This is a genomic window from Azotobacter bryophylli, assembly GCF_042643485.1.
GTDB classification, from domain to species: domain Bacteria; phylum Pseudomonadota; class Gammaproteobacteria; order Pseudomonadales; family Pseudomonadaceae; genus Azotobacter; species Azotobacter bryophylli.
In genome coordinates this window covers 326,722-353,087 of record NZ_JBHRSJ010000034.1, presented here as the reverse complement: position 1 = coordinate 353,087, position 26,366 = coordinate 326,722, and the positions used below count along the sequence as shown (strand labels likewise).

27 protein-coding genes are annotated in these 26,366 nt (G+C 66.6%); 13 read left to right on the top strand and 14 right to left on the bottom strand.

The window, feature by feature from the left end; all coding sequences use genetic code 11:
- Position 1: 1 nt before the first annotated feature.
- The 5 genes from ACFOJE_RS17685 to ACFOJE_RS17665 form a co-directional block, all read right to left on the bottom strand.
- Positions 2 to 1,405, bottom strand: a complete 1,404-nt coding sequence (locus tag ACFOJE_RS17685) for a circularly permuted type 2 ATP-grasp protein (protein ID WP_377816000.1) — start codon at positions 1,403 to 1,405, stop codon at positions 2 to 4.
- Between the two features lie 272 nt (positions 1,406 to 1,677).
- On the bottom strand, positions 1,678 to 2,841 hold the full coding sequence (locus ACFOJE_RS17680; protein WP_377815999.1) for a phospholipase D-like domain-containing protein: 1,164 nt from the start codon (positions 2,839 to 2,841) through the stop codon (positions 1,678 to 1,680).
- 169 nt (positions 2,842 to 3,010) lie between these two features.
- On the bottom strand, positions 3,011 to 3,340 hold the full coding sequence (locus ACFOJE_RS17675; protein WP_377815998.1) for an amidase: 330 nt from the start codon (positions 3,338 to 3,340) through the stop codon (positions 3,011 to 3,013).
- The gene (locus ACFOJE_RS17670) at positions 3,341 to 4,447 is read right to left on the bottom strand and encodes a serine hydrolase domain-containing protein (RefSeq protein WP_377815997.1); all 1,107 of its coding nucleotides are present in this window, start codon (positions 4,445 to 4,447) and stop codon (positions 3,341 to 3,343) included.
- Positions 4,448 to 4,538: 91 nt separating this feature from the next.
- Entirely contained in the window at positions 4,539 to 5,324 is a 786-nt protein-coding gene (locus ACFOJE_RS17665; protein WP_377815996.1) for an MBL fold metallo-hydrolase, read from the bottom strand.
- Between the two features lie 271 nt (positions 5,325 to 5,595).
- On the opposite strand from ACFOJE_RS17665, the gene olsB reads away from it, so the two are divergent.
- From olsB to ACFOJE_RS17645, 4 genes are all read left to right on the top strand, one after another.
- A complete protein-coding gene (gene olsB / locus ACFOJE_RS17660) occupies positions 5,596 to 6,351 on the top strand; it encodes an L-ornithine N(alpha)-acyltransferase (RefSeq protein WP_377815995.1) in 756 nt (251 codons plus the stop codon).
- A 60-nt stretch (positions 6,352 to 6,411) separates the two neighbouring features.
- Positions 6,412 to 7,182: a lysophospholipid acyltransferase family protein gene (locus tag ACFOJE_RS17655; protein WP_377815994.1), complete on the top strand. Its 771-nt coding sequence runs from the start codon at positions 6,412 to 6,414 to the stop codon at positions 7,180 to 7,182.
- Positions 7,183 to 7,305: 123 nt separating this feature from the next.
- Positions 7,306 to 7,608: an ArsR/SmtB family transcription factor gene (locus ACFOJE_RS17650; protein ID WP_377815993.1), complete on the top strand. Its 303-nt coding sequence runs from the start codon at positions 7,306 to 7,308 to the stop codon at positions 7,606 to 7,608.
- A 64-nt stretch (positions 7,609 to 7,672) separates the two neighbouring features.
- On the top strand, positions 7,673 to 8,722 hold the full coding sequence (locus tag ACFOJE_RS17645; protein WP_377815992.1) for an alkene reductase: 1,050 nt from the start codon (positions 7,673 to 7,675) through the stop codon (positions 8,720 to 8,722).
- 94 nt (positions 8,723 to 8,816) lie between these two features.
- Here the strand turns inward: ACFOJE_RS17645 and ACFOJE_RS17640 are convergent, their stop codons facing one another.
- Positions 8,817 to 9,665 (bottom strand): ATPase, encoded by an 849-nt coding sequence (locus ACFOJE_RS17640; protein ID WP_377815991.1) that lies wholly within the window; start codon positions 9,663 to 9,665, stop codon positions 8,817 to 8,819.
- Between the two features lie 376 nt (positions 9,666 to 10,041).
- Here ACFOJE_RS17640 and sodB point away from each other — a divergent pair, with 376 nt between their 5' ends.
- The 3 genes from sodB to ACFOJE_RS17625 all read left to right on the top strand — a co-directional run bounded on the left by sodB (position 10,042) and on the right by ACFOJE_RS17625 (position 13,210).
- Positions 10,042 to 10,620, top strand: coding sequence for a superoxide dismutase [Fe] (gene sodB / locus ACFOJE_RS17635; protein WP_377815989.1), 579 nt, complete (start codon positions 10,042 to 10,044; stop codon positions 10,618 to 10,620).
- A 176-nt stretch (positions 10,621 to 10,796) separates the two neighbouring features.
- Entirely contained in the window at positions 10,797 to 12,860 is a 2,064-nt protein-coding gene (locus ACFOJE_RS17630) for a putative bifunctional diguanylate cyclase/phosphodiesterase (RefSeq protein ID WP_377815988.1), read from the top strand.
- 194 nt (positions 12,861 to 13,054) lie between these two features.
- Positions 13,055 to 13,210 (top strand): hypothetical protein, encoded by a 156-nt coding sequence (locus tag ACFOJE_RS17625; RefSeq protein ID WP_377815987.1) that lies wholly within the window; start codon positions 13,055 to 13,057, stop codon positions 13,208 to 13,210.
- 227 nt (positions 13,211 to 13,437) lie between these two features.
- Here ACFOJE_RS17625 and ACFOJE_RS17620 read toward each other — a convergent pair whose 3' ends face one another.
- The 5 genes from ACFOJE_RS17620 to ACFOJE_RS17600 form a co-directional block, all read right to left on the bottom strand.
- Complete coding sequence (locus ACFOJE_RS17620; RefSeq protein ID WP_377815986.1) at positions 13,438 to 13,662, bottom strand: hypothetical protein; 225 nt, start codon at positions 13,660 to 13,662, stop codon at positions 13,438 to 13,440.
- 198 nt (positions 13,663 to 13,860) lie between these two features.
- Positions 13,861 to 15,501 (bottom strand): chaperonin GroEL, encoded by a 1,641-nt coding sequence (gene groL / locus ACFOJE_RS17615; protein ID WP_377815985.1) that lies wholly within the window; start codon positions 15,499 to 15,501, stop codon positions 13,861 to 13,863.
- A gap of 43 nt (positions 15,502 to 15,544) precedes the next feature.
- Positions 15,545 to 15,838: a co-chaperone GroES gene (locus ACFOJE_RS17610; RefSeq protein ID WP_377815983.1), complete on the bottom strand. Its 294-nt coding sequence runs from the start codon at positions 15,836 to 15,838 to the stop codon at positions 15,545 to 15,547.
- A gap of 300 nt (positions 15,839 to 16,138) precedes the next feature.
- Positions 16,139 to 16,609 (bottom strand): FxsA family protein, encoded by a 471-nt coding sequence (locus ACFOJE_RS17605; protein ID WP_377815981.1) that lies wholly within the window; start codon positions 16,607 to 16,609, stop codon positions 16,139 to 16,141.
- Positions 16,610 to 16,676: 67 nt separating this feature from the next.
- A complete protein-coding gene (locus tag ACFOJE_RS17600; protein WP_377815979.1) occupies positions 16,677 to 17,408 on the bottom strand; it encodes a HugZ family pyridoxamine 5'-phosphate oxidase in 732 nt (243 codons plus the stop codon).
- 106 nt (positions 17,409 to 17,514) lie between these two features.
- On the opposite strand from ACFOJE_RS17600, the gene ACFOJE_RS17595 reads away from it, so the two are divergent.
- From ACFOJE_RS17595 to ACFOJE_RS17585, 3 genes are all read left to right on the top strand, one after another.
- Positions 17,515 to 18,273: an SDR family oxidoreductase gene (locus tag ACFOJE_RS17595; RefSeq protein ID WP_377815977.1), complete on the top strand. Its 759-nt coding sequence runs from the start codon at positions 17,515 to 17,517 to the stop codon at positions 18,271 to 18,273.
- 228 nt (positions 18,274 to 18,501) lie between these two features.
- Positions 18,502 to 18,867, top strand: a complete 366-nt coding sequence (locus ACFOJE_RS17590; RefSeq protein ID WP_377815975.1) for an MGMT family protein — start codon at positions 18,502 to 18,504, stop codon at positions 18,865 to 18,867.
- 32 nt (positions 18,868 to 18,899) lie between these two features.
- Positions 18,900 to 20,447 carry an AmpG family muropeptide MFS transporter gene (locus ACFOJE_RS17585; RefSeq protein ID WP_377815973.1) on the top strand — a complete coding sequence of 516 codons (1,548 nt, stop codon included), beginning with the start codon at positions 18,900 to 18,902 and terminating at the stop codon, positions 20,445 to 20,447.
- Between the two features lie 36 nt (positions 20,448 to 20,483).
- Here ACFOJE_RS17585 and ACFOJE_RS17580 read toward each other — a convergent pair whose 3' ends face one another.
- Entirely contained in the window at positions 20,484 to 20,963 is a 480-nt protein-coding gene (locus tag ACFOJE_RS17580) for a YajQ family cyclic di-GMP-binding protein (RefSeq protein ID WP_377815971.1), read from the bottom strand.
- A 163-nt stretch (positions 20,964 to 21,126) separates the two neighbouring features.
- Here ACFOJE_RS17580 and ACFOJE_RS17575 point away from each other — a divergent pair, with 163 nt between their 5' ends.
- Genes ACFOJE_RS17575 through ACFOJE_RS17565 form a run of 3 tightly spaced genes read left to right on the top strand, consistent with a single transcriptional unit; the run spans position 21,127 to position 24,737 of the window.
- Entirely contained in the window at positions 21,127 to 22,086 is a 960-nt protein-coding gene (locus tag ACFOJE_RS17575; protein ID WP_377815969.1) for a putative 2-dehydropantoate 2-reductase, read from the top strand.
- A 39-nt stretch (positions 22,087 to 22,125) separates the two neighbouring features.
- A complete protein-coding gene (locus ACFOJE_RS17570) occupies positions 22,126 to 24,144 on the top strand; it encodes a sensor histidine kinase (protein ID WP_377815967.1) in 2,019 nt (672 codons plus the stop codon).
- Positions 24,145 to 24,161: 17 nt separating this feature from the next.
- A complete protein-coding gene (locus tag ACFOJE_RS17565) occupies positions 24,162 to 24,737 on the top strand; it encodes a cob(I)yrinic acid a,c-diamide adenosyltransferase (protein ID WP_377815965.1) in 576 nt (191 codons plus the stop codon).
- Positions 24,738 to 24,757: 20 nt separating this feature from the next.
- Here ACFOJE_RS17565 and ACFOJE_RS17560 read toward each other — a convergent pair whose 3' ends face one another.
- On the bottom strand, positions 24,758 to 25,702 hold the full coding sequence (locus tag ACFOJE_RS17560) for a Nudix family hydrolase (RefSeq protein ID WP_377815963.1): 945 nt from the start codon (positions 25,700 to 25,702) through the stop codon (positions 24,758 to 24,760).
- Positions 25,703 to 26,338, bottom strand: coding sequence for a glutathione S-transferase family protein (locus ACFOJE_RS17555; RefSeq protein WP_377815961.1), 636 nt, complete (start codon positions 26,336 to 26,338; stop codon positions 25,703 to 25,705).
- Positions 26,339 to 26,366: the final 28 nt, after the last annotated feature.

The window sequence follows — 26,366 nt, the reverse complement described above, 5'->3', positions numbered from 1 at the left end:
CTTAGTCCTCGACGATCCAGGTGTCCTTGGTCCCGCCACCCTGGGACGAGTTGACCACCAGCGAGCCTTCGCGCAGCGCCACGCGGGTCAGACCGCCGGGCACCAGGCGGGTTTCGCGCCCGCTCAGGACGAACGGACGCAGGTCGATGTGGCGCGGCGCGATACCGCTCTCGACGAAGGTCGGGCAGGTCGACAGGCTCAGAGTCGGCTGGGCGATATAGGCTTCCGGGCGCGCCTTGAGCCGCTCTCGGAAGCTCTCGATCTCCGCCTGGCTCGCCGCCGGGCCGACCAGCATGCCGTAGCCGCCCGAGCCCTGGGTCTCCTTGACCACCAGCTCGGGCAGGTGGGCCAGCACGTGGGACAGGTCCTGCGGCTTGCGGCACTGCCAGGTCGGCACGTTCTGCAGGATCGGCTCCTCGTCGAGGTAGAAGCGGATCATGTCGGTGACGTAGGGGTAGATCGACTTGTCGTCGGCCACCCCGGTGCCGATGGCGTTGGCGAGCACCACGTTGCCGCTGCGGTAGGCAGCCAGCAGGCCGGGCACGCCGAGCATCGAGTCGGGATTGAAGGCCAGCGGGTCGAGGAAGGCGTCGTCCAGCCGGCGGTAGATGACGTCCACCGGCTTGGCGCCGGCGGTGGTGCGCATGAACACCCGCTCGTCGCGGACGAACAGGTCGGCGCCCTCCACCAGCTCCACGCCCATCTCGCGGGCGAGGAAGGCGTGCTCGAAATAGGCGCTGTTGAAGCGTCCGGGGGTCAGCACCACCACGCTGGGGTTGTCCAGCGGGCTGGAGCTCTTCAGGGCTTCCAGCAGCAGGTTCGGGTAATGGCCGATGGGGGCGATGCGCTGGCCGGCGAACAGCTCGGGAAACAGGCGCATCATCATCTTGCGGTCTTCCAGCATGTAGCTGACGCCGCTCGGCGTGCGCAGGTTGTCCTCCAGCACGTAGAAGGTGCCGTCGCCGTCGCGGACCAGGTCGACCCCGGCGATATGGGCGTAGATGCCGCGATGCAGGTCGAGCCCGGACATCGCCAGCTGGTAGCCCTCGTTGGCCAGCACCTGCTCCGGCGGGATGACGCCGGCCTTGAGAATGCGCTGCTCGTGATAGATGTCGGCGAGGAACAGGTTCAGCGCCTGGACCCGCTGGATGCAGCCGGCCTCGATGGTGCGCCACTCTCTCGCGGGGATGCTGCGCGGAATGGTATCGAAGGGAATCAGCCGCTCGGTGCCCTGCTTGTCGCCGTAGAGAGTGAAGGTGATGCCGGCGCGATGGAACAGCAGATCGGCTTCGCGCTGGCGCTGTGCCAGGAGCTCTTTCGGCGTCTGCGCCAGCCACTCGGCAAAGGCCCGATAGTGGGGACGACAGTCGCCATGCTCGTCGTACATCTCGTCATACATCTTCATAGATCGCGTTCCATGCATGGCCCGGTTCGATGAAAGGCCAGTTGCAGTTCCCATGCCAGAGGAGTAAACCCCTACTAGCGCAGCGGCTTCCGTCGAATAGCCGACACCAGCGAGCACCACAAAAGTGCAACACGGTTCCGGTATCGATATAGGCCGCACCAAAACAAAGCCGACCCGCCCAGAGCCCTCTGATTGCCTCGATCGCCGCCGTCCGGCGGCGCCGGCCCGGCGCACTATAAACGCCCACTCGCTTCGCCAGTCCTACCCCCGGCTCACTGACGGCTGTTCAGCAGATTGACCATGAGCTGATCCAGCCAGCCCCAGAGGTGCTGATACAGCCGCCGATACCAGGGGCGCGCCTGCCAGGTCTCCAGGCCGATCTCGAGGCTCTGGAGAAAATCGCTCTCGAAACTCTCGGCGACGGCGCGGGTGAAGGCCGGATCCAGCGCCTCCAGGTTGGCCTCGAGGTTCCAGCGCAGGTTCCAGTGATCGAAGTTGCAGGAGCCGACGCTGACCCAGTCGTCGACCAGTACCATCTTCAGATGAAGGAAAGTCGGTTGGTATTCGAAAATCCGCACGCCGCCGTGCAACAGGCGCCGGTAGTAGCGCTGGGCGGCATAGCGGGTCGGCGGGTGGTCGGTGTTGTGGCTGGCCAACAGCAGGCGCACCTCGACTCCGCGTCGCGCCGCCTTGAGCAGCGCCCGGCGGACCTTCCAGGTCGGCAGGAAATAGGGAGTCGCCAGCCAGATGCGCTCCCGCGCCTGGCTCAGGCTGCGGATCAGCGCGCGCAGGATGTCGCGGTGCTGCCGCGCCGCGGCATAGGCGACCCGGCCCATGCCCTCGCCGAGGGGCGGGCTCGGCGGAATGCGCGGCGGCTTCGGCGAGCGCGGCCGCAGCCACAGGCGCCGCTCGCGGCAAAGGCGCCACTGATACTCGAACAGTGATCGCCAGTCGGCGATCAGCGGACCGCGGATCTCCACCATGACCTCGTGCCAGACGTCCTGCCCGCCCGCGTCGGGCGCCCAGAACAGGTCGGTGGCGCCCGCACCGCCGACGTAACCCAGCCGGTCGTCCACCAGCAGCAGCTTGCGGTGGTCGCGGTGCAGGTTGCGCAGCCCCAGCCTCCAGTGCAGCGGGTTGTACAGGGCCAGGGTGGCGCCGGCATCGGTCAGGCGCGTGCGCAGCAGGACGCCGAGCTTCATGCTGCCGAAGCCGTCGAGCAGGCAGCGCACCCGTACCCCGCGGCGGGCGGCGGCGGCCAGGGCGTCGATCAGCCGGGTGGCGCAGTAGCCGTCCTCGATCAGGTACAGCTCCAGCTCGATCTGCCGCTCGGCCGCCTCGATGGCGGCGAGCATGCGCGGAAAGAATTCGCCGCCGTCGACCAGCAGGTCGAAGCGATTGCCGCTACGCCAGGGGAAGACGGCTCCGGTGCGCATGGCGAAGCGCCCGGCTAGCGCCGAGCCCAAGGGCTTGGAGGAAGAAGGAAGGCGGGCATGGACGGCTCCCTGCGGGGGATGATCGGACGATAACCCTTCGGGACCGTCGCTGGAAGTCCGCCACCACGCACCGGGCGCTTCCGGGCCAGCCGGCTGACCGGCCGCGCGCTCAGGATTCCGGCGGGGACTCCGTCTCCGACAGCAGGCGGCAGCCCTCCCGCGGGCCGAGCCAGGCGGCGCTGTGGCTGCGCCCGAGCCCGCGGGCGGTCACCCGGCGCAGCCCCGGATCGTCGTGCAGAAGGTCGATCGGCACGTACTGCCGGGTATAGGCCCGGCAATAGTCCGGCGAATTCCCGGTCACGTAGCGGCAGGAGCAGTATTCCTTGGCGGTATAGGCGCCGATGATGTCGGGAAAGGCGGCCAGGTGGGCGCGATTCGGCCAGATCACCGCGATCACCAGCAGAACGATGGACAGCAGCAGAAGATGACGCCGACGCATTCAGGGCTCCTCCCGGCGACCGAAGGCGGCGCGGGCCAGTCGCAGAAAATCGTTGTGCCGATAGCTCGGGTCGCGGTCGTCGGCGAAACGGACGATCACCAGTCCGTCCTCCGGCAGCACGTAGAGCGCCTGCCCCCAATGGCCCAGGGCGGCGAAGGTGCCTTCCGGCGCGTCCGGCCAGGGCGGTGCGGCGCCAGCCACGGCCCGATTCAGCCACCAATGCCCGCCCGGCACCGCGCCGCTGCCCTGCGGCCGGTAGACGGGGACCGGCATGCGGTTGAATTCGACCCACTCCCGGGGCAGCAGCTGTCGCTCCCGCCAGCGCCCGTCGCGCAGCATCAGCAGTCCGACCCGGGCCAGATCGCGGGCACTCAGGTAAGCATAGGCCGAGCCGACGAAGGTGCCGGTCGCATCCCGCTCCCAGACCGCCGAGGTTATCCCCAGCGGCTCGAAGAACGCCCGCCACGGATAGTCGGCGTACTCCTCCGCACCGAGCATGCCCTTCAGCGCCGCCGCCAGCGCGTTGCTGTCGCCACTGGAGTAGCTGAAGCGAGTGCCCGGGGCGACGGCGGCGGCGTGCCCGGCGACGAAAGCGCCCATGTCCTGCCGGCCGCGGGTATAGAGCATGGCCAGGACCGACGAGGTCAGCGGCGCCGACTCGTAGTCCTCGGTCCAGGCCAGCCCGGAGGTCCAGGTGAGCAGATGGCGCAGGAGGATGTCCGGATGGGCGGCGAAAGGCGGGTAGTAGCGGGCGACCGGATCGTCGAGCCGGAAGCGGCCTTCGCCATAGGCCACCCCGAGCAGGCAGGAGAGCAGGCTCTTGCTCACCGACCAGACCAGATGCGGCGAGGCGGCGCCGGTCGGGCCGGCGTAGCGCTCGTAGACCAGCACGCCGTCGCGGATCACCACCACCGCATCGCTGCGCACGCCGCGGCGCTCGACATCGTCACGCGGGGGAAAGGCGTAGTTCTCGAAGGCCGCCACCGCGGCGCTCGGGGCGGCAGGCTGCACCGGCCAGTCGGCGTCGGGCCAGGTCTCGGCGGCGGCCGTACCGGCGAATCCCAGGCAGACGGCCAGCAACAGGAGGGGAAAGAGGATGAAAGGCATCGGCAAGCTCCGGAACGGACGCCGAACCTAGCATACCGCGATGAGTGCCGGTCGTTTCGTGCAGGGTCCGGTCCGAGGGCTCAGTGCCGATCTATTTCGGCAGGCGGTAGTCGTCCGGCCCCATCAGGTCGATGCCGCACTCCAGGTTCTCGATCCAGTTGAGGAAGGCATTGATCATGTCCTGGCCGACGAAGGGCCGGCCGTGCTGCGGCACGATCATCGCCACGTCCATGCTCCGGACCATGTTCGCCCACAGCCGGCAGACCTTGTTGCTGGCCATGTAGCGGCGGTGGAAGCCCTCCATTTCGGGAATGTGGGCAGCGAAGTTCTTGACCGGGGTCGCGTCCGGAACCAGCGAGGCGCCCATGTCGCCGGAGAAGAGGATCTTGCTCGTCGGATCGTACAGCTGGAAGTTGCCCACCGAGTGCAGGAAATGCGCCGGCACGGCCTTCAGCTGGCACCTGCCGAGGGTGAAGGAAACGCCGCGATCCGGCAGCGCGATGATCCGATCGAAGGTGGAAATGCCATGGCTCATGGCCAGATAGCTGGCGGTGAGATGGGGCAGGAAGCGCGCCCAGAGCTTCGAGCAGATCACCCGCGCCTTGGTGTGCAGCAGCCATTTGCCTAGGGAGGAGATGATGTCCGGGTCCTGATGCGAGGCGAAGATGTAGGTCAGGTCCTGCAATGAGATGTGCTTGGACAGCTCGAGCGACAGCGGGGTGTAGGTCAGATCGCCGCCCGGATCGAGCAGCAGGTATTGCTCGTGGTCGGTGATCAGAAACTGGTTGGACTGCACACCATCGCCGGTGACCAGATCGTCGAACAGCAGGCATTGGTGGGTGCCGTTGTCGAACAGCACTTGGGGTTCGCGTCGCATGGAAACCTCGGGCAATGAATTGCGGCGAACATAGCCCATGCTCTAGGCGAAATAAGTGACCTGTGTCACCCCTCCCGGCGGCCGGTCCGGCCGCCCTGTCATACAAGAATCACCCCAGCGTCACGAGCGTGACACCGCCCCCCCATAGCCTGAGCCTGTCAACCAAGCGGACCGACACATCCACAAAGGGAAACAGGCTGGCCAGGCGCGAGGCCCTGCGGGTGCGTCGTCCGCACCGGAGCCCCCCCCTGGCCGGCTCACGGAGACTGCCATGACCCACAGCGCCATTACCGCCAAGAAAACCCCGGAACGCCGCCTGCGGGCCGAGCGCCTGCTCGGTGCACAGCCTCTGCGAGAAGCCCAGGCCCTGCGCTTTCGCGTGTTCAGCGCCGAATACGACGCCAAGCTGAAGGGCGCCGAACTGGGTCTGGACATGGATGACTTCGATCCGCACTGCCGCCACATCGGAGTGCGCGATCTGAGCAGCGGGGAGCTGGTCGCCACCACCCGCCTGCTTGATCGCCAGGCGGCCGCCGGCCTCGGACGCTTCTACAGCGAGGAGGAGTTCAGCCTGCACGGCCTCGCCCACCTCGAAGGCCCGCTCCTGGAGATCGGCCGCACCTGCGTTGCCGAAGGCTACCGCAACGGCGCCACCATCGCCGTGCTCTGGAGCGAGCTGGCCGAGGTGCTCAACGAGGGCGGCTATCGCTACCTGATGGGCTGCGCCAGCATCCCCATGCGCGATGGCGGCGTCCAGGCCCAGGCAGTGATGCAGCGCCTGCGCGAGCGCCACCTGTGCACAGAACGCCTGCGCGCCGAGCCGAAGACTCCGCTGCCGTCGCTGGACCTGCCGGGCAACGTCACCGCCGAGCTGCCGCCGCTGCTCAAAGCCTACATGCGCCTGGGAGCGAAAATCTGCGGCGAACCCTGCTGGGACCCGGACTTCCAGGTCGCCGACGTGTTCATCCTGCTCAAGCGCGACGAGCTGTGCCCACGTTACGCCCGTCACTTCAAGGCGGCCGTCTGACCCCGCCACCGGCCGGCACCGCCCCAGCGCCGACGCCGGCCGGTGCCATCCGAGAGCCCCATGAAGAAGCTTCGCCTCTATACGCGTATCGTCCGCCTGCTCGCCGTGCTCGCCCTGGGTACGCTGCTGGCCGGCTGGGTGGGAATGCAGGAACGTCTGGGCCGACGCGACCTGATGCCCCAGCGCCAGCGCCTGACCCGTTGGTTCCTCGCCCGCCTGGCCGCTGCCCTGCCCTTCCGGGTCAGCCTGCACGGCCGACTGCCGGAGCGCCCCATGCTCTGGGTCAGCAACCATGTCTCCTGGACCGACATTCCCCTGCTGGGCTGCCTCGTTCCGCTGTCCTTCCTGTCCAAGGCCGAGGTGCGCAGCTGGCCGCTGGCCGGCTGGCTGGCGCACCGCGCCGGGACCCTGTTCATCCGCCGCGGCGCGGGCGACAGCGGTTTGGTCAAGAATCAGCTGCTGCGCCACCTGCAGCAGCGTCGCAGCCTGCTGATCTTCCCCGAGGGCACCACCACCGACGGACGCAGCCTGCGCAACTTCCACAGCCGGCTGCTGGCCAGCGCGGTCGAGGCCGCAGCGCCGGTGCAACCGGTGGCGATCCGCTATTTGCGCGACGGCGAGATCGATCCGATCGCCCCCTTCATCGGCGAGGACGATCTGGTGTCCCATCTGCTGCGCCTGCTCGGCAGCGAGCGCAGCACGGTGGAGATCCATCTGCTGCCGGTGCTGGAGAGCGACGGACTGAGCCGCACCGAGCTGACTCGACGGGCGCAGGCGGCGATCAGCGCCAGACTGTTCGGCACCGTCGAGCGCTTGCCGGAAGCCGCCTGAGCCTTGCCGGAAGCATGCTGCCATGACCGCGGACGATCATGGCCGAATCACAGTATCGACATATCGCAATAAGACGATCTAAAGTACGGACATGAGCGATATACTGAGGTGCGTGCCCGAGCCATGTCCATCGACGTCGATGCCATCATCAAGGCCCTGTCCCACCCCGTACGCCGACAGATCCTGCACTGGCTGAAGGAGCCCGAGCGCTACTTCCCCGAGCAGGAGCACTCCCTGGAACTCGGCGTCTGCGCCAGCCAGATCGACCGGCGTACCGGGCTGTGCCAGTCCACTGTCTCGGCCCACCTGGCGACCCTGCAGCGGGCCGGCCTGGTCAGCGTGCGCCGGGTCGGCCAGTGGAGCTTCTTCTCCCGCGACGAAGCGACCATCCGGGCCTTCCTCGCGCAGATCGGCGACGAACTCTGAAGTCTTCCCGGCCGGGCCGACGGAATCGGCCCGGCCTTCTTCCAACGACACCGAGGACCTACGCATGCCCACCCTTTTCGACCCCATCAAGATCGGCGAACTGGAACTGCGCAACCGCATCGTCATGGCGCCCCTGACCCGCTGCCGTGCCGAGCCCGGCCGCGTGCCCGGTGCGCTGATGGCCGAGTACTACGTGCAGCGCGCCTCGGCCGGCCTGATCATCAGCGAGGCCACGTCGGTCGCGCCCATGGGCGTGGGCTACCCGAACACGCCCGGCATCTGGTCGGACGAGCAGGTGGCCGGCTGGAAGAACATCACCGATGCGGTGCATGCCAACGGCGGCCGCATCGTCCTGCAGCTCTGGCACGTCGGACGGATCTCCGATCCCGTCTATCTGAACGGCGAGCGACCGGTGGCGCCAAGCGCCATCAAGCCCAAGGGGCACGTCAGCCTGATTCGGCCGATGAAGGAGTTCGAGACCCCGCGGGCCCTGGAAACCGCCGAGATCCCCGGCATAGTCGAGGCCTACCGCAAGGGGGCGGAAAACGCCAAGGCGGCCGGCTTCGACGGCGTGGAGATCCATGCCGCCAACGGCTACCTGCTCGACCAGTTCCTGCAGGACAGCACCAACCAGCGCACCGATCAGTACGGCGGCAGCATCGAGAACCGCGCCCGCCTGCTGCTGGAAGTGACCGACGCGGCGATCTCCATCTGGGGTGCCGGCCGGGTCGGCGTACACCTGGCGCCGCGGAGCGACTCCCACGACATGGGCGACTCCGACCGCGCGGCGACCTTCGGCTACGTCGCCCGCGAGCTGGGCAAGCGCTCGATCGCCTTCATCTGCACCCGCGAAAAGGAAGGCGAGGACAGCCTGACCCCGAAACTGAAGGAGCTCTTCGGCGGCGTGGTGATCGCCAACGAACGCTTCACCAAGGCGCAGGCCAACGCCTGGCTGGCCGGCGGCAAGGCCGATGCCGTGGCCTTCGGCATTCCCTTCATCGCCAACCCGGACCTGCCGGCGCGCCTGGCCGCGGATGCGCCGCTCAACGAGCCGCATCCGGAAACCTTCTACGGCTCCGGCCCGGTCGGTTACCTGGATTACCCACGCCTGTGATCCCGGGCGGGATGGACCACGCCTGACTGGTCCCGTAACGGAAAGGCCCCTGACCGGGGCCTTTTCGCTTTTCTGTCAGGGACGGCACCGCCCGTCAGCGGTTGTCCAACTGCTGCTGCAGAGTCTTGACCTGCTTCTGCAGGGTACTGACGCTGCGGTTCACCTGCGCCCGGAAGGCGTCGAACTCCTCGACGTTGGTCGTCGACGCCGACGCCGCCGGCCGGTTGTCCAGCTCGCTGCGCAACACGAGCAGCTCCTGCTCGAGGCGCTCGATATCGGCGGCCGGGTCCTTGCGGCCCTTCAGTTGCTGGACCGATTCGCCCAGGCTGGCCAGGCTCGCCTGCTGCCTGTCCTGTTCGGCCTTGAGCGTGCCCAGTGCCGCCTGCTCGCTGGCCAGGGCGTTCAGACGGTTCTCCAGCTGGGCGTCCCGCTCGCCGCCGGCGCTCTGCTGCTGTTGCAGGGTGCCGGCGAGTTGCTCGACCTGCTTGCCCTGTTCGCCCTGGCGCTCCGCCAGCCCCTGCAGTTGCAGGGCCACCTCCGCCAGACGCCGCTCGACCTGGCGGATCTGCAGCTTGAAGGCTTCGCTGCCGGTGTTCACGTTGGACTCGGCCGCCACCACCTTACCGCTGATGTCCTGAATGCGCCCGGCCGCTTCCTCGCTGATCCGCGCGAAGCTCTCCTGGGTCGCCACCAACTGCTGCTCCATCAGGGAGATCTGCTGGAAGCTCCACCAGCCGAGTCCGGCCAAGGCGATGCTGAGCGCGCCGACCAGGGCCCACAACGGCCCGGTACGGGCACCGCGCGGCGGGACTGCGGCTTGCCGGCGGCTGCGCACGGACGCGGGAGGCTCGTCGATGGCCGCGCGGCCGAAATCGTCCCGCTCGCGCACCTCGGCACGCAGGCTGGGAATGTGCTCCAGTTCATCGTCGGTATCGTTACGCATGAGCGACCTTCGGGAGGCATCCTGACAAAGGAACGAGTATAGCGGCTCGAACCGGCGGCTTTGCTCCAGAAGGCGCCGCAATGACGCATCTCATCCCCTCCGTCGGGCTCCGCGCAGGCCGCCCGACCGATTGCCATCCCAGGGGCTGAACGAGGTTTCGGCAGAGTTGTCCACACCTTCAGGTCGCCCCGATCCGGCGACCACCGCTCGAGGCTCTAGCATGGGCTTTCCACACAGATCCTGCGTGGATATGTCACAGGTCGGGTGCTATGATCCTGAATTCGCGGCACCATGAGCCCAGCTCGGAGCCGTACCCGACCGCCCCGGTCGCGCACCTGCCGCGCAAGTTCTTACCTGATGAGATGGAGAAAAGATCATGGCTTTTGAATTGCCGCCGCTGCCGTACGAAAAGAACGCCCTCGAGCCGCACATTTCCGCCGAAACCCTGGAATACCACTACGGCAAGCACCACAACACCTACGTGGTGAACCTGAACAACCTGATCCCCGGCACCGAGTTCGAAGGCAAGAGCCTGGAAGAGATCGTCAAGTCCTCCTCCGGCGGCATCTTCAACAACGCTGCCCAGGTGTGGAACCACACCTTCTACTGGAACTGCATGAAGCCGAACGGCGGTGGCCAGCCCACCGGCAAACTGGCTGACGCCATCAACGCCGCCTTCGGTTCCTTCGACAAGTTCAAGGAAGAGTTCACCAAGGTCGCCATCGGCACCTTCGGTTCCGGCTGGGCCTGGCTGGTGAAGAAGGCCGACGGCTCCCTGGCCCTGGCCAGCACCATCGGCGCCGGCAACCCGATGACCTCCGGCGACACCCCGCTGCTGACCTGCGACGTCTGGGAACACGCCTACTACATCGACTACCGCAACGCCCGTCCGAAGTACGTCGAAGCCTTCTGGAACCTGGTGAACTGGGACTTCGTGGCGAAGAACTTCGCCTAAGCCGTCCGCACCGCTCCACGAAAAAGCCCGACGCCACGTCGGGCTTTTTCGTTTCGGCCCGGGAAAGAAAGGCCACGCGCTCACCCAACGACATCCGACCGGGGCTTTTGACGTTCACCCGAGCGTTGCCAATACTCCAAGTCCGGCTCACGCAGTATCTCACCAGGACTCGCGCCTTGAAGCTGGCCCCCGACCACAGCCTGTCGCTGAAACTGCTCCGCGTGGTGCTGCTGACCGCCCTATCGATCGGCATGGCCACCAGCGGCGGCCTGATCTTTCTCGATCTGCTGAAGACCCGCGAGCAGATCGACCGGGACGCCGCGCGCATCCTAGCCCTGTTCCGCGATCCGGCGACCCAGGCGCTCCAGCGCCTCGACCGGGGCCAGGGCCTGCAGGTCGTCGAGGGGCTGCTCCGGCACGAGGCGGTCGGCTCGGCCAGCCTCGGCACGGGCCGCGGGAAAAGCCTCGCTGCGCGCTCCCGCGAGCCGCCCCCGCTGCCGACCTGCTGGCTGACCGATCCGCTGTTCGGCCCGACCAGGCGCTCCAGCCTGCCGCTGTACGGCCAAGCGCCGGGCAGCGTGCACTACGGCGATCTGCAGATCAGTCTGGATACCGCGGCCTATGGCCGGGACTTCCTCTCCCGCGCCCTGGCCATCCTCTCGTCCAGCCTGCTCAGCGCCCTCGCCCTGCCCCTGTTGCTACTGCCGATCTTCCGCGAACGCCTGAGCAGTCCCTTGCGCCAGCTGATCGGCAACCTGGCGAAGATCGATCCGGACCGCCCCGGCGCCAGCAAGCTGCCGATGCTCAAGGGTCACGAGGGGAGCGAACTGGGCCAGTGGATCAAAACCGTCAACCAGCTGCTCTCTTCCATCGAGCGCAACACCCGCCTGCGCCACGAAGCGGAAAGCAGCCTGCAGCGAATGGCCCACTACGACCCCCTCACCGGGCTGCCCAATCGCCAGCACCTGTTGCTGCTGCTCGACCACATCCTCGAGGACGCGACCCGCCGCCAGCGCCGGGTCGCGGTGCTCTGCGTCGGCCTGGACGACTTCAAGGGAATCAACGAACAGTTCAGCTACCAGGTCGGCGACGAGCTGCTGGTGGCGCTGGCCGACCGCCTGGGCAACCTCAGCGCCGGCCTAGCCGCCTTGGCGCGCCTGGGCAGCGACCGTTTCGTCCTAGTGCAGACCGACATCGAGCAGCCGTACCTGGCCGCGGAGCTGGCGCAGAGCATCCTCGACGACCTGCAGGAGCCCTTCTCGCTGGATTTCCAGGAGGTTCGCCTGCGCGCCACCATCGGCATCACCCTCTACCCCGAGGACGGTCGCGCCACCGAGAAGCTGCTGCAGAAGGCTGAGCAGACCATGACCCTGGCCAAGCGCGCACACCACCGTTACCAGTTCTACATCGCCAGCGTCGACAGCGAGATGCGTCGCCGCCGGGAGCTGGAGAAGGATTTGCGCGAGGCCCTGCCGCGCCGAGAGCTGCATCTCTACTACCAGCCGCAGCTGTCCTATCTGGAACAGCGGGTGCTGGGGGCCGAAGCCCTGCTGCGCTGGGAGCATCCCGACCACGGCCAAGTGCCGCCGGAGCAGTTCATCCCCCTGGCGGAGCAGAACGGCAGCATCATAGCCATCGGCGAGTGGGTGCTGGAGCAGGCCTGCCGGCAGCTGCGCGCCTGGCATGACGCGGGCTTCCGCGAGCTGCACATGGCGGTCAACCTCTCCGCAGTGCAGCTGCGCCACGCCGGCCTGCCGCGCCTGATCAACCGGCTGCTGCACACCTACCAGCTGCCGGCCGGCAGCCTGGAGCTGGAGGTCACCGAGACCAGCCTGATGGAAGACATCCAGACCGCCGCCGGCCACCTGCTCGGCCTGCGCCGCTCCGGCGCGCGCATCGCCATCGACGACTTCGGCACCGGCTACTCGTCGCTGAGCTACCTGAAGAGCCTGCCGCTGGACAAGATCAAGATCGACAAGAGCTTCGTCTGCGACCTGGGCAAGGGCGGACGCGACGAAGACGCCACCATCGTCCGCACCATCATCCAGCTGGGCAAGAGCCTGGACAAACAGATCACCGCGGAAGGAGTGGAGACCGCGGCGCAGGAGGCTTACCTGATCGACCAGGGCTGCCACGAAGGCCAGGGCTACCTGTACAGCGAGCCCCTGTCGGCCTGCGAATTCTCCGAGTTCATCCGGCGCATGCAGCGTCACCCCAGTCCCGCCGGTGAGGCGACCTGAGCGCCGGGACGCGCAACGGACTGGCCCCCGCCGTATCGAATCGGTCGCACATTCATATTGCCTTAATGGCAAAGGGCACCTAAGTTTAGGGAGCCGGCCGTGTCGTGGTCGGTCGGCACGAGCCTTCAAGGATTGAAGCACGGAACTGGCCGCACGCCCGCGGGCATCGCCATCAGGGAAGGTGGTACACAACCATGAACAGAATCCTCAAGCGCCTATGGTGCCGCACCCGGCACGCCTGGCTGACAATCAACGGGCACGCCGCCCGGTACGGCAAGGCCGCCGGACTGCTGTTGCTCGGAATCGCCCTCTGCCTCGTCCCGCTCACGCTGTCGGCGGCCGGCTGCTGATCGGCGGCCTCCTCGACCAGGACAAACGGCGAGCCCGGTCGGAGCCGTGTATCGGCACAGGTCCGTTACGAACGGAACGAAGCGCCCTACATGGTGAAAGACGAAGGCATACGCCTGCCGAAAGGGAAATAAGCCCCACTCTCCACGCTCCAGAAACGGGAGCGCGACAGGACCGTTGCCGAGGCCGTGCCCGCCTCGGCCATCCGGCTTTCCGCCTACTCGGCGCCCTAGTTCCTGCCCTTCAGGCCTTGGGACAGGCTGTAGAGGAACAGCAGCAGATCCCGGTCGGGCTCGACTGCCGTGTCGGACTTCGCCTCGGGCGGTGCCGGACAATGGTCCAAGCGACTCTTGGTGAGTATTTCGGGCTCGTGCTCATCCCAGGCTGCCGTGGCCAGGGTAGCGACGACGAGGGAGCCCACCAGAAACAGAACGCGTGCGAGACCCGGTTTCATTCTTATTATCCCCGCTCTGTTGCTGCCGGATGTACTTGACAACGGTAGAACAGCCGCTACCCGTCTGCAGCATGGCTGACGAATGGCAATCCCTTTGACAGCAAAGCGGGCGGGTTATTGCGCGGCGCCGTGGTGCGCAGCAAAAGAAAAAGCCCTGCGCGAGGCAGGGCTTTTTCATACCGCTGGGGAGCGGGTGGCTTACATCATGCCGCCCATACCGCCCATGCCGCCCATGTCCGGCATGGCCGGGGCTGGCTTGTCTTCCACCACGTCGGTGACCATCGCTTCGGTGGTGATCATCAGACCGCCGATGGAGGCAGCAGCCTGCAGTGCGGAACGGGTAACCTTGGCCGGGTCGAGGATACCCATCTCGATCATGTCGCCATAGGTATCGGTCGCGGCGTTGAAGCCGAAGTTGCCGGAACCCTGCTTGACCTTATCGACCACCACGCTCGGCTCGCCGCCGGAGTTGGCGACGATCTGGCGCAGCGGAGCCTCGACGGCACGACGCAGCAGAGCGATACCGACGTTCTGGTCGTCGTTTTCGCCCTTCAGGCCTTCGATGGCCTGCAGAGCGCGCACCAGGGCGACACCGCCGCCAGGAACCACGCCTTCTTCCACTGCAGCACGGGTGGCGTGCAGGGCGTCTTCGACACGGGCCTTCTTCTCTTTCATCTCGACTTCGGTGGCAGCGCCGACCTTGATCACGGCAACACCGCCGGCCAGCTTGGCCAGACGCTCTTGCAGCTTCTCCTTGTCGTAGTCGGAGGTGGTTTCCTCGACTTGCTTGCGGATCTGCGCAACGCGGGCTTCGATGTCGGCTTGGGCGCCGGCGCCGTCGATGATGGTGGTGTTTTCCTTGTTCAGCACGACGCGCTTGGCGTTACCCAGGTGCTCCAGGGTGGCGCCTTCCAGGCTCAGGCCGACTTCCTCGGAAATCACGGTGGCGCCGGTCAGGATGGCGATGTCCTGCAGCATGGCCTTGCGGCGATCGCCGAAGCCCGGGGCCTTGACGGCAGCGACCTTGACGATGCCGCGCATGTTGTTCACCACCAGGGTGGCCAGGGCTTCGCCCTCGACGTCCTCGGCGACGATCAGCAGCGGACGGCCAGCCTTGGCGACGGCTTCCAGCACCGGCAGCAGTTCGCGGATGTTCGAGACCTTCTTGTCGACTAGCAGCAGCAGCGGGTTGTCCAGCTCGGCCACCATAGTGTCCGGCTTGTTGATGAAGTAGGGGGACAGGTAGCCGCGGTCGAACTGCATGCCCTCAACGACGGACAGCTCGTTCTCCAGGCCCGAACCTTCCTCGACGGTGATCACGCCTTCTTTGCCGACCTTTTCCATGGCTTCGGCGATGATGTCACCGATGGAGCTGTCGGAGTTGGCGGAGATGGTGCCGACCTGGGCGATGGCCTTGGAGTCGGCGCACGGCTTAGCCAGAGCCTTCAGCTCGGCGACGATGGCGGTGGTGGCCTTGTCGATGCCACGCTTCAGGTCCATCGGGTTCATGCCGGCGGCAACGGACTTCAGACCTTCATTGACGATGGCCTGGGCCAGAACGGTAGCGGTGGTGGTGCCATCACCGGCTTCGTCGTTGGCCTTGGAAGCCACGTCTTTCAGCAGCTGGGCGCCCATGTTTTCGAACTTGTCTTTCAGTTCGATTTCCTTGGCCACGGACACGCCATCCTTGGTGATGGTCGGGGCGCCGAAGCTCTTGTCCAGTACGACGTTGCGGCCTTTCGGGCCGAGGGTGGCCTTGACGGCGTCGGCCAGCACGTTCACGCCGACCAACATTTTCTTGCGGGCGGAATCACCGAACTTGACTTCTTTTGCAGCCATTTGATCGTTCCTCAATCTTTGAATTTATGGAGATTCGTGAAAATCAGGCTTCGATGACAGCGAGGATTTCGCTCTCGCCCATCACCAGCAGGTCTTCGCCGTCGACCTTGACGGTATTGCTGCCGGAATAGGGGCCGAACACCACCTTGTCACCGACCTTGACGGCCAGCGGACGGACTTCGCCGTTGTCCAGCACGCGACCGGTGCCGACAGCGACGACTTCGCCTTGATTCGGCTTCTCTGCAGCGGAACCCGGCAGAACGATGCCGCCAGCGGTCTTGGTTTCTTCTTCGCTGCGACGAATGACGACGCGGTCATGCAGAGGACGAAGCTTCATTGTCGATCTCTCCTAGTTCAATGTTGTCTGCAACCGATGCTCTGATCGGCCTGTTAGCAAAAACCGGCTGAGTGCCGGCCGCGGCCCGCGGGGCGAACCGCAGAAGTACTGCCCTGTCGCCTGACAGGAACCTTGCGGTGACCGCTACATGTGGGCTCCCAAGGGCATTTCAAGGGTGCCTACGAAAAATTTCCGCCCGCCGGCATCGAGCCAAGGGGGGGAATGGACGAAAAAAGCCGGACCATCGTCCGGCGTCGTTCGCCCGTCACGCCGGGCGCGATCGAAGGCCGGCGGGCCGGCTCAGTCGTCGCGGCGCTCGTATTCGCCTTCGATGACGTTGGGCCGGGAGGCGCCGTCCGGTCGTGGCTGGCCGGTGCGGGCGGCCAGTTCGTCGAAAAACGCCTGCTGGCGCCGTGCCTGCTCCTCGGCGCGCCGACGCAGATCGCCGAGCAGCAGATGGCGGGTGAAGGGCAGCAGACAGACCAGTCCGATCGCGTCGCTGATGAAGCCCGGCAGCAACAGCAGGGCGCCGCCGATGGCGATGAGCATCCCGTCGAGCATTTCCAACTCCGGCAATTCGCCGCGAACCAAACGCTCGCGGGCCCGCCAGAGAGTGGCCACGCCGGCCAGGCGCAGGATCAGGCTGCCGAGCATGACGTCGAGGACGATCAGCAGCAGGGTCGGCAGCACGCCGATCGCACTGCCGACCTTGATCATCACGGCCAGCTCGAGCAGGGGAAACAGCAAGAACAGCAGAAAGAAAGCGCGCATCTATGGTGGTTTCCTGGGGAAGACCGTCTTCCGACTCTCTATTAAGTGATGCCGGTCCCCGCCGAAATCAACCCTGGATTTCCCCAGCGGTCGGCCAGGATGGTGCCCGGGCCAGCTCCACCAAGGCCTGGCGCACCGCGAGCGGAGTGTTACAAGTTGTGGAGAACGGCAGCCAGTGCACCGCGCGCCCGATGCGCAGGTGGAAACCTTCGCTGTCGATGCCGACCATTTCCGCCGGTTCGTCGCTCGGCAAGCCGGTCAGCTCGACGTAGTGGGCGATGGCATCGGCGTGATCCCGGTTCATGTGCTCGATCATGCCCGTCTCGACCTCCCCGGCGAAGGGATTGGCCAGCTCGACGCCCTGCAGCCAGTGGATGGCGCCGAACCCGCCGATGAAGCGCCAGCGTTCCGGCCTGAGCACCCAGAAATCGAAGTCGTGGGCGCGGTGATAGTCGCGCGCGGCGGGAAAATAACGGTAGTAGCGAGCGGCGGCGGCCTCGATCGCGGCCTCGTCGGCCAGACGTTCGGCATGGGCGAGGAGGGTCAGCCGGCCTGCCGCCTGCACGTCTTCCGCCCCGCGCTCGCCGACCAGCAGCGAGCAGCGGCCGTCGGCCTGCAGGTTGCGAGTGTGCTGGGCGATCCGGCTGATCAGCAGCAACGGAAGCCCCGAGGCATCCAGGCAATAGGGCACCGCTGATCCGAAAGGGAAGCCCGAATGGCTCTGGGACAGGGTTGACAGAGCACCACGGTACTCCTTGAGCAATAATTGTCGGGCATGCTTCAAATCATTCACGCTCACCTTACGACTCCTCGTTTGAAAGATCCGTCGCAACGGACAAGGTGTCCAGCATAACGATTCGCGGCACCAGCGGGGCAACAGTGATCCATCCCCAGGGGGATAGAAGATGCAACTGAACGACAAGGTCATCATCATCACTGGCGGCTGTCAGGGTCTTGGCCGGGCCATGGCCGAACATCTGGCGTCGAAGGGTGCCAAGCTGGCCCTGGTCGACCTCAACCGCGAGAAGCTCGACGAAGCCGTCGGCGCCTGCAAGGCCGCTGGAGGCGACGCCCGTTCCTACCTGTGCAACGTGGCCGACGAGCAGCAGGTGATCCAGATGGTCGCCCAGGTGGCCGAGGACTTCGGCGCCATCAACGGTCTGGTGAACAACGCCGGCATCCTGCGCGACGGTCTGACCATCAAGATCAAGGACGGCGAGCTGAGCAAGCTGACCCTGGCCCAGTGGCAGGCGGTGATCGACGTCAACCTGACCGGCGTGTTCCTCTGCACCCGCGAGGTGGCGGCGAAGATGATCGAGCTGGACAACAAGGGCGCGATCGTCAACATCTCCTCCATCTCCCGGGCCGGCAACATGGGCCAGGCCAACTACACCGCGGCCAAGGCCGGCGTGGCTGCCGACACCGTGGTCTGGGCGAAGGAGCTGGCCCGCTACGGCATCCGCGTCGGCGCCATCGCTCCCGGCTTCATCGAGACCGAAATGACCGCCAGCATGAAGCCCGAGGCCCTGGAGAAGATGACTGCCGGCATTCCCTTGAGGCGCATGGGCAAACCGGCGGAGATCGCCCACGGCGCGGCCTTCATCTTCGAGAACGACTACTTCACCGGTCGCGTGCTGGAGCTGGACGGCGGGCTGCGCATGTGATGCGCCGGGGCTCCGGGCCTTGCCCGGAGTCCATCCGGCGGGTGTTCCCCACCTTTCCCGAAGCCCGGTCCGAGCCGGGTTTCGCCGATCCGAGGACAGCGCTCCTCTTCTTCCGGGAAAGGCAGGCGCCGGCTTGCCGACCACCTGCCCTTGTCCTGCCGCGCAGTCCCGTTATCCTGACAGGCCAATCCGTCCTGACCGCCAGTCCGCGGCGAGCCCGAACACTCCATGAGCGATCCCCAAGACAGCCCTCCCGGGTTCCCCGCGACCACCGCCGCGGGCCGCCGCGAAGCCCTGTACCTGGCCCTGGCCCAAGTGCCTGCGGGCAAGGTCGTCAGCTACGGACAGCTGGCCGACCTGGCCGGACTCGGCCGTGCCGCCCGCTGGGTGGGCAGCACCCTGGCACAGTTGCCGGATGGCACGCGCCTTCCCTGGCATCGCGTCGTGGGTACCGGCGGCCGGCTCAGTCTGCCGGCCGGCACGCCGGCAGGGGACGAACAGCGCGCCCGCCTGCGCGCCGAAGGGCTGCTCGTCGAAGGCAATCGCGTGGATATCCGTCGCCACGGCTGGCGCCCCATGGAGCCCAGCGGGTAGAGTGCGATCTTTGCATGCAACCACCGAGTCTCATGTCCCATAAAACCTGGCGCGATGCCATCGCCGCCTATGCCAGCCCGGCCACTCTGGCCCTGCTGGTGCTTGGCTTTGTCGCCGGCCTGCCCTACATGCTGGTGTTCTCCACCCTCTCCGTCTGGCTCCGCGAAGCGGGAATCGCCCGCGATACCATCGGTTTCGCCAGCCTGATCGGCCTGGCCTACGCCTTCAAGTGGGTCTGGGCGCCCATGCTCGACCAATGGCGCCTGCCGCTGCTCGGCGGCCTCGGCCGCCGGCGTTCCTGGCTGGTGCTGTCGCAGACGCTGGTGGCCATCGGTCTGGTCGGGATGGCCCTGTGCGATCCGCAGCGGAACCTGGCCTGGCTGATCGCCCTGGCCGTGCTGGTGGCCATCGCTTCGGCCACCCAGGACATCGCCGTGGATGCCTATCGCCTGGAGATCGTCGAGGACAACCGCCAGGCCGCCCTGGCCGCCAGCTACATGGCGGGCTACCGGGTAGCCGCCCTGCTGGCGACGGCCGGAGCGCTGTATTTCGCCGAGTGGTTCGGTTCCACCGGCCAGCTGTACAAGCCCTCCGCCTGGAGCGCCACCTACATGGTGTTCGCCCTGCTGATGTTGCCCGGCCTGATCACCAGCCTGCTGACCCGCGAGCCGGCGGTGCCCGTGCAGACCCAGCAGGAGGCGGCGCGCTTCAGGTTCTCTCACCAGTTGCTGTCGATCCTGGTGCTGATCGCGCTGCTGGTATCGGTCCCGGCCACCTTCACCCAGCTCTACCACAGCGACGCCCTGCTCCTGTTCCAGGGCCGGATCGGGCTCTTGGAGCTGATCCGAGAAGACCGCGCCTTCCTGCGCTTCATCCTTTATTTCACGCTCGCCTCGCTCTGCCTCTCGGCCATGGGCCGACGCAGCCTGGCGCCGGTACTGACGCCGATCAGCGACTTCATCGTCCGCTACCGCTGGCAGGCCCTGCTGCTGCTCGGACTGATCGCCACCTATCGGCTGTCGGATACCGTGCTCGGCGTGATGGCCAATGTGTTCTATATCGATCAGGGCTTCACCAAGGATCAGATCGCCAGCGTGAGCAAGCTGTTCGGCCTGATCATGACCCTGCTCGGTGCCGGTTTCGGCGGCCTGCTGATCGTCCGCTTCGGCATCCTGCCGATTCTCTTCGTCGGCGGTCTGGCTTCCGCCGCCACCAACGTCCTGTTCCTCCTGCTCGCCGGCATGGGTACCAATCTGGAGATGCTGGTGCTGACCATCTCCTGCGACAACTTCAGCTCCGGCCTGGCCACCTCGGCCTTCGTCGCCTACCTGTCGAGCCTGACCAGCCTGAAATTCTCCGCCACCCAGTACGCCCTGCTCAGCTCGATCATGCTGCTGCTGCCGAGGCTCATCGGCGGCTATTCCGGCGTACTGGTGGAGCAGCTCGGCTATGCCGAGTTCTTCCTGGTCACCGCCATCCTCGGCGTACCGACCCTGCTGCTGATCCTCTGGCAGTGGCGCTTGCCGCCCCTGTCGGCGGCTCCGGCCACGCCGGACGAGGCTCCCGCCGTTTCCGACTGACCCGCCGTGATGGTTCGCCGCCACGGCGGATGCCCCTCAGTCGCGGAAGTTGTTGAACTGCAGCGGCATGCCCAGCTCCTGGCTGCGCAGCAGGGCGATGGCCTCCTGCAGGTCGTCGCGCTTCTTGCCGGTGACGCGCACCTGCTCGCCCTGGATCGCCGCCTGGACCTTGAGTTTGGCATCCTTGATCAGCGCGACGATCTTCTTCGCCAGCTCCTTGTCGATGCCCTCGCGCAGGGTCACTTCCTGCTTGACCACCTTGCCGGAAGCATAGGAGTCCTTGAACTCCAGGCACTGGATGTCGATCTTGCGCTTGACCAGCGCCAGCTTGAGGATTTCGATCATCTGCTCAAGCATGAAGTCGGCTTCGGCGGTCAGGGTGACGGTCTTGTCCTTCAGCTCGAAGCTGCCTTTGCCGCGCAAGTCATAGCGTCGATCCAGATCTTTGATCGCATTGTCGACGGCATTGGTGACTTCGTGTTTGTCCAGTTCGGACACCACGTCGAACGAGGGCATGGAGTTCCTCCAGTAGATGGCCGCCCGGATGGGCGCGCCTTGACGGTTGAGATACCCGCTCATTATAACGATTCGCCGGACCTCCCTGCCGGCTTGCGAGGGTGCACTATGCCATCGCCTGCCTGCCATCCTCCAAGCCCGCCGCCCACGAGCCAGCCCTCCCATGCCAGCAGACGATCGCCTTCCGTTTCCCCCTCCAGCCGACCAAGCCTCGAAGACCGTCTGGCACGTCCTCGGCGCCGGCAGCCTGGGCAGCCTATGGGCCGCGCGCCTGGCCCGGGCAGGCCTGCCGCTGCGGCTGATTCTGCGCAGCCCGGAACGGCTGGAGGCTTATCGGGCCGCCGGCGGCTTGCGCCTGACATACGGGGACGAGACGCAGCTGTATCCGATCGAGGGCGAAGCCCTCGATGCCGGCACGCCCATCCGCCGTCTGCTGCTGGCCTGCAAGGCCTACGATGCCCTGCCGGCAATCGAGCGGCTGGCGCCGCGCCTCGCGCCGGGCACCGAACTGCTCCTGCTGCAGAACGGACTGGGCAGCCAAGATGCGGTGGCCGCTGCGCTGCCGGAATGCCGCTGCATTTTCGCCTCGACCACCGAGGGCGCCTTCCGCGACGGCGACTTCCACGTGGTGTTCGCCGGCCTGGGCCACACCTGGCTGGGCGATGCGGGAGCGCCGCCCGCCTGGCTGGCCGAGCTGGAGCGGGCCGGCATCCCGCACAGCTGGAGTGCGGACATCCAGACCCGACTGTGGCGCAAGCTGGCGCTGAACTGCGCAATCAACCCGCTCACCGTCCTGCACGACTGCCGCAACGGCGGGCTGCTGGAGCACGAGGAGGAGGTCGCCGGCCTCTGCAACGAGCTGCGCGAACTGCTGCGCCGCTGCGATCAGCCGACCGCCGCCGAGGGCCTGCGGGAAGACGTCGAACGAGTGATCCGGGCGACCGCGGCCAACTATTCGTCGATGCATCAGGACGTGGCCCACGGGCGGCGCAGCGAGATCGCCTACCTGCTCGACCACGCCTGCCGCGAGGCGGAGCGCCTGTCGCTGCCGCTCCCCCGGCTGCAGAGCCTGCATTTACGCCTGCAGAAGCATCTGGCCGCGCGCGGATTGCCCGTCGACTGAGGCCCGCGTTACTCTGCCCCTTCTTCCGTCAGCCGTGAAATGGCCATGCTTCGTCAGCGCCTGGAAAACCTGCCGGTCGGGCAAAAGCTCCTGGCAGCCTTGTTGGTACTGCTCGCCACCGTTCTGCTGCTGGCCAATCTGGCCTTCATCAGTGCGGCCTACTGGATCTCCCAGCAGAGTATGACGCCCCAGGCCCTGGATACCCTCGGCCAGCTGATCTCCATTCCACCGCTCAGCGAACAGGCACTCGGCTCGCCGGAGGCGGCCAAGCAGGTCCTCGAGCGTCTGGAGAGCTACACGCCGTTGCGCGCCGCCGCGCTGTACGGCAGCGACGGCCAGCTCCTCGCCCAGTTGCAGCGGGGCTCGCCCCTGGCGCTGCCGGAGCACGCCAGCGCGCTGGAGAGCTGGCGCATGCTCGAATTTCGCGCCAACCAGGTGATCGAACTACCGAATCCGGGCCATCCTCCGGGCCGTCTGCTGCTGGTTGCCTCCAGCGAGCTGCCGGGCGCCTTCTATACCGGCACCCTCAGCGCCAGCCTGCTGATCCTCGCCTTCAGCGTGCTGCTCTGGATGCTGGTGGCCCGGCAGATCCGCCGCCTGATCACCCGACCGATCCGCAAGCTGGAGGAGCTCTCGCGCCAGGTCACCCACGAGGAGAACTACGCCCTACGCGCCGCGCCCGGCAACCAGGACGAGATCGGCAGCCTGGCCGACGCCTTCAACACCATGCTGTCTAGGATCGAGGCCCGCGAGCGGCAGCTCAAGCGCGCCCGCGACGAAGCCCAGGCCGCCTCCGAGCAGGCCCAGAGCCTGGCCGAGCAGACCCGCCACTCCAACCGCAAGCTGGAGCTGGAAGTCCAGGTGCGCGGCAAGATCGAGAAGAAGCTCACCGGCTTCCAGAACTATCTCAACAGCATCATCGATTCCATGCCTTCGGCGCTGATCGCCCTCGACGATCAGCTCTACGTCACCCAGTGGAATCAGGAAGCCAGCGCCCTGTCCGGCACGCCGTTGCAGGAGGCCCTGAACCAGCCGGTCTTCCTCGCCTTCCCGCCGCTCAAGCCGTTCATCGAACAGCTCAGGCGCACCGCCGAGCGGCATACGGTGGAGAAGATCGAACGGGTCACCTGGCCCAAGGACGACGAGCCCCGTCACTACGCCCTGACCTTCTACCCACTGATGGGCGGCAGTGGCCGAGGGGTGGTGATCCGCATCGACGACATCACCCAGCGGCTGTCCATGGAGGAGCTGATGGTGCAGTCGGAGAAGATGCTTTCGGTGGGCGGCCTCGCCGCCGGCATGGCCCACGAGATCAACAATCCGCTGGGGGCGATCCTGCACAACGTGCAGAACATCCGCCGGCGCCTGTCCCCGGAACTGGCGAAGAACCAGGAGCAGGCCGAGGAAAGCGGCGTCTCCCTGGAGGCGGTGCGCGACTACCTGGCCAAGCGCGAGGTGCCGCAACTGCTGGACGGCATCCAGCAGGCCGGCACCCGCGCGGCGAAGATCGTCAGCCACATGCTCAGTTTCAGCCGGCGCAGCGACCGGCAACTGGTACCCACCCTGCTCCCCCCGGTGATCGATCAGGCGTTGGAGATTGCTAGCAACGACTTCGCCCTGACCGAGAGCTTCGACTTCAAGAGCCTGACCATCCAGCGCGACTTCGACCCGCACCTCGGACCGGCGCAGGCCATCGCCAACGAGCTGGAGCAGGTGCTGTTCAACCTGCTGAAGAACGCCGCGCAGTCCATCCACCAGCGTCAGGACGGCACGCCCGGCTGCATCACCCTGCGCACCCGGCGCAATCCGCCATGGGCGGAAATCGTGGTCGAGGACAATGGCGTCGGCATCCCCGAGCCGGTGCGCAAGCGCATCTTCGAGCCCTTCTTCACCACCAAGGAAGTCGGCCAGGGCACGGGGCTCGGCCTGTCGGTGTCCTATTTCATCATCACCAACAATCACAAGGGGCAGATGGAAGTACAATCCAAGCCCGGCCAGGGCAGCAGCTTCACCCTACGTCTGCAATTGGCCGAAACGCCGGAAGGCGCCGAGCTCTAGCCACCTGGAACACAAGCATGGGCAATCGACTGTCGAAGATCTACACCCGTACCGGGGATGCCGGCGAGACCGGCCTGGCCGACGGACGCCGGGTGCCCAAGGACCATCCCCGGGTGGAGGCGATGGGCGAGGTGGACACCCTGAATAGCCAGCTCGGCCTGCTGCTGGCCGAAGTGGCCGAGGCACTGGGCCACCATCCGGGTCTGGCCGAGGTCGGCGAAGTCCTGGCGCCATGCCAGCATCGTCTGTTCGATCTCGGCGGCGAGCTGGCGATGCCCGACTACCTGGCCTTGGACGCCGGCGAGATCGCTCGCCTGGAAAGCGCCATCGATCGCTGGAACGCGGAGCTCGGCCCGCTGCGCGACTTCATCCTGCCCGGCGGTTCGCGTCTGATCGCCCAGGCCCATGTCTGTCGCAGCCTGGCCCGCACCGCCGAGCGCCGCTGCCAGCAGCTGAATGCCGTGGAACCGCTACGGCCCGAGCTGCTGGCCTACCTCAATCGGCTGTCCGACCTGCTGTTCGTCGCCGCCCGCCTGATCGGCCGTCGTCAGGGTTGCGCCGAGGTGCTCTGGCAGGCGGCCACGGCGGACTGAAGTCCTTCTCCGCTAGTGGCTCATTCCGCTGGCCACAACCCGCGGATGCCAGCGATGCCCTGAGCGCCCACCTGCCAGGCCCGTTCCAGATCCTGCGGACCGAGCCCGCCGAGCAGGAACGCCGGACGATTGAAGCCCTTTAGCCATTCGCCGGCCTGCTCCCAGCCCAGGGGCTTGGCCTCGGGATGGGTCTGGGTAGCCTGGACCGGCGAAAGGGTGACGAAATCCACGCCCATCTCCATGGCCAACGCCAACTCCTCGGCATCGTGGCAGGACGCCGCCAGCCAGCGCGTCGCAGGGAAAGGACGCCCGCGGGCGGCGTATTCGCGCAGCTGCTTGGCGGTCAGGTGCCAGCCGGCGGCGGGGAAATCGCCCAGCCACTCCAGCGGCCCCTTGAGCATCAGTTGCGCCCTTCCGGCGCAGAGCCCCTGCACGTCGACCGCCATGTCCCGGTACTCGGCATCGAACATCGCAGGGGTGCGCAGCTGGAGCAGGCGAGCTCCGCGGTCCAGCGCGGCCCTGATGCCCTTCAGCAAGTCTTGCGGCGACAGGCCATCCGGCGTGATCAGGTAACGCTCCGGCAGGCGTACCGCCGCGACGATGGGCAGATTGGCCGAGGGAAACTCGTAATCGGGCAGTTGTTTGGGCGCAACCCAGGCAAGCGGCTGGCCTTCGGCGCCGTGGGGCTCGCCCTCGAAGGCGGAGACTTCCCGGACGTCCAGCAGAACCCGCTTGTCGGGATAATCGTGGCGGACCTGGATCAGTGGCCGGGACGCGGTCACCCGGATGCCCAGCTCCTCTTCCAGCTCGCGAGCCAAGGCCGTCTCGACGGACTCGCCCTCCTCCACCTTGCCGCCTGGGAACTCCCAGAGCCCTCCCTGGTGCTTGTCATCCGGCCGCCTGGCGATCAATACCCGACCGTCGGTGCCGCGGATCACGGCCGCGGCGACATGCACTCGATTCATTCACTTCTCTCCCGTTTCCTCCAGGGCAGCCCGATACCAACGCTGGAAGGCCGGCCACTGGTAAATGGTTTCCACATAGGCCGCAGCCTCCGCCGGCAGCGGCACGGCATAGCCGCGCAGACGAGCGGCCACCGGTGCATAGAAGGCGTCGGCGATGCTGACGTGCCCGAACAGGAAGGGACCATCCTGCCCGAAGCGTTCGCGGCAGTCGGCCCAGAGCACGCAGATCCGATCGATGTCCGCCTGGGCATCAACGGGCAGTGCCACCGTCTTCGGCGTGCGCTTGAGATCCATCGGCAGGTGGCTACGCAGCGCGGCGAAACCGCTGTGCATCTCCGCGCAGATCGAGCGGGCCACGGCCCGGGCATATTCGCCGCGCGGCCAGAGATGGAACTCGCTGAAGGTCTCCGCCAAGTATTCGGCGATCGCCATGGAGTCCCAGACCGGCCCCTCCTCGGTCAGCAGCACCGGAACCTTGCCGTTGGGTGATTCGGCGAGCAGCCGGGCGCGGCTCTCCGGGCGGAACAGCGGGATCTTGCGCTCCTCGTAGGGCTCCTCGGTCAGCTCCAGCACCAGCGCGGCGCGCATGGACCAGGACGAGTAGTTCTTGTTGCCGATGATCAGGGTCAGGGACATGCGATCTCCTCGTTATCAGGGAGCAGCG

What these genes read in the sequence shown, in the direction of transcription:
- ACFOJE_RS17655 (WP_377815994.1), top strand. Translation starts at nt 6,412, where the DNA reads ATGAAGAAGCTTCGCCTCTATACGCGTATCGTCCGCCTGCTCGCCGTG.
- ACFOJE_RS17675 (WP_377815998.1), bottom strand. Translation starts at nt 3,340, where the DNA reads ATGCGTCGGCGTCATCTTCTGCTGCTGTCCATCGTTCTGCTGGTGATC.
- olsB (WP_377815995.1), top strand. Translation starts at nt 5,596, where the DNA reads ATGACCCACAGCGCCATTACCGCCAAGAAAACCCCGGAACGCCGCCTG.
- ACFOJE_RS17565 (WP_377815965.1), top strand. Translation starts at nt 24,162, where the DNA reads ATGGGCAATCGACTGTCGAAGATCTACACCCGTACCGGGGATGCCGGC.
- ACFOJE_RS17590 (WP_377815975.1), top strand. Translation starts at nt 18,502, where the DNA reads ATGAGCGATCCCCAAGACAGCCCTCCCGGGTTCCCCGCGACCACCGCC.
- ACFOJE_RS17580 (WP_377815971.1), bottom strand. Translation starts at nt 20,963, where the DNA reads ATGCCCTCGTTCGACGTGGTGTCCGAACTGGACAAACACGAAGTCACC.
- ACFOJE_RS17575 (WP_377815969.1), top strand. Translation starts at nt 21,127, where the DNA reads ATGCCAGCAGACGATCGCCTTCCGTTTCCCCCTCCAGCCGACCAAGCC.
- ACFOJE_RS17665 (WP_377815996.1), bottom strand. Translation starts at nt 5,324, where the DNA reads ATGCGACGCGAACCCCAAGTGCTGTTCGACAACGGCACCCACCAATGC.
- ACFOJE_RS17620 (WP_377815986.1), bottom strand. Translation starts at nt 13,662, where the DNA reads ATGAAACCGGGTCTCGCACGCGTTCTGTTTCTGGTGGGCTCCCTCGTC.
- ACFOJE_RS17640 (WP_377815991.1), bottom strand. Translation starts at nt 9,665, where the DNA reads ATGCGTAACGATACCGACGATGAACTGGAGCACATTCCCAGCCTGCGT.
- ACFOJE_RS17645 (WP_377815992.1), top strand. Translation starts at nt 7,673, where the DNA reads ATGCCCACCCTTTTCGACCCCATCAAGATCGGCGAACTGGAACTGCGC.
- ACFOJE_RS17610 (WP_377815983.1), bottom strand. Translation starts at nt 15,838, where the DNA reads ATGAAGCTTCGTCCTCTGCATGACCGCGTCGTCATTCGTCGCAGCGAA.
- ACFOJE_RS17560 (WP_377815963.1), bottom strand. Translation starts at nt 25,702, where the DNA reads ATGAATCGAGTGCATGTCGCCGCGGCCGTGATCCGCGGCACCGACGGT.
- ACFOJE_RS17625 (WP_377815987.1), top strand. Translation starts at nt 13,055, where the DNA reads ATGAACAGAATCCTCAAGCGCCTATGGTGCCGCACCCGGCACGCCTGG.
- ACFOJE_RS17605 (WP_377815981.1), bottom strand. Translation starts at nt 16,609, where the DNA reads ATGCGCGCTTTCTTTCTGCTGTTCTTGCTGTTTCCCCTGCTCGAGCTG.
- ACFOJE_RS17585 (WP_377815973.1), top strand. Translation starts at nt 18,900, where the DNA reads ATGTCCCATAAAACCTGGCGCGATGCCATCGCCGCCTATGCCAGCCCG.
- ACFOJE_RS17555 (WP_377815961.1), bottom strand. Translation starts at nt 26,338, where the DNA reads ATGTCCCTGACCCTGATCATCGGCAACAAGAACTACTCGTCCTGGTCC.
- ACFOJE_RS17670 (WP_377815997.1), bottom strand. Translation starts at nt 4,447, where the DNA reads ATGCCTTTCATCCTCTTTCCCCTCCTGTTGCTGGCCGTCTGCCTGGGA.
- ACFOJE_RS17680 (WP_377815999.1), bottom strand. Translation starts at nt 2,841, where the DNA reads ATGCGCACCGGAGCCGTCTTCCCCTGGCGTAGCGGCAATCGCTTCGAC.
- ACFOJE_RS17650 (WP_377815993.1), top strand. Translation starts at nt 7,306, where the DNA reads ATGTCCATCGACGTCGATGCCATCATCAAGGCCCTGTCCCACCCCGTA.
- ACFOJE_RS17570 (WP_377815967.1), top strand. Translation starts at nt 22,126, where the DNA reads ATGGCCATGCTTCGTCAGCGCCTGGAAAACCTGCCGGTCGGGCAAAAG.
- ACFOJE_RS17595 (WP_377815977.1), top strand. Translation starts at nt 17,515, where the DNA reads ATGCAACTGAACGACAAGGTCATCATCATCACTGGCGGCTGTCAGGGT.
- ACFOJE_RS17685 (WP_377816000.1), bottom strand. Translation starts at nt 1,405, where the DNA reads ATGAAGATGTATGACGAGATGTACGACGAGCATGGCGACTGTCGTCCC.
- sodB (WP_377815989.1), top strand. Translation starts at nt 10,042, where the DNA reads ATGGCTTTTGAATTGCCGCCGCTGCCGTACGAAAAGAACGCCCTCGAG.
- groL (WP_377815985.1), bottom strand. Translation starts at nt 15,501, where the DNA reads ATGGCTGCAAAAGAAGTCAAGTTCGGTGATTCCGCCCGCAAGAAAATG.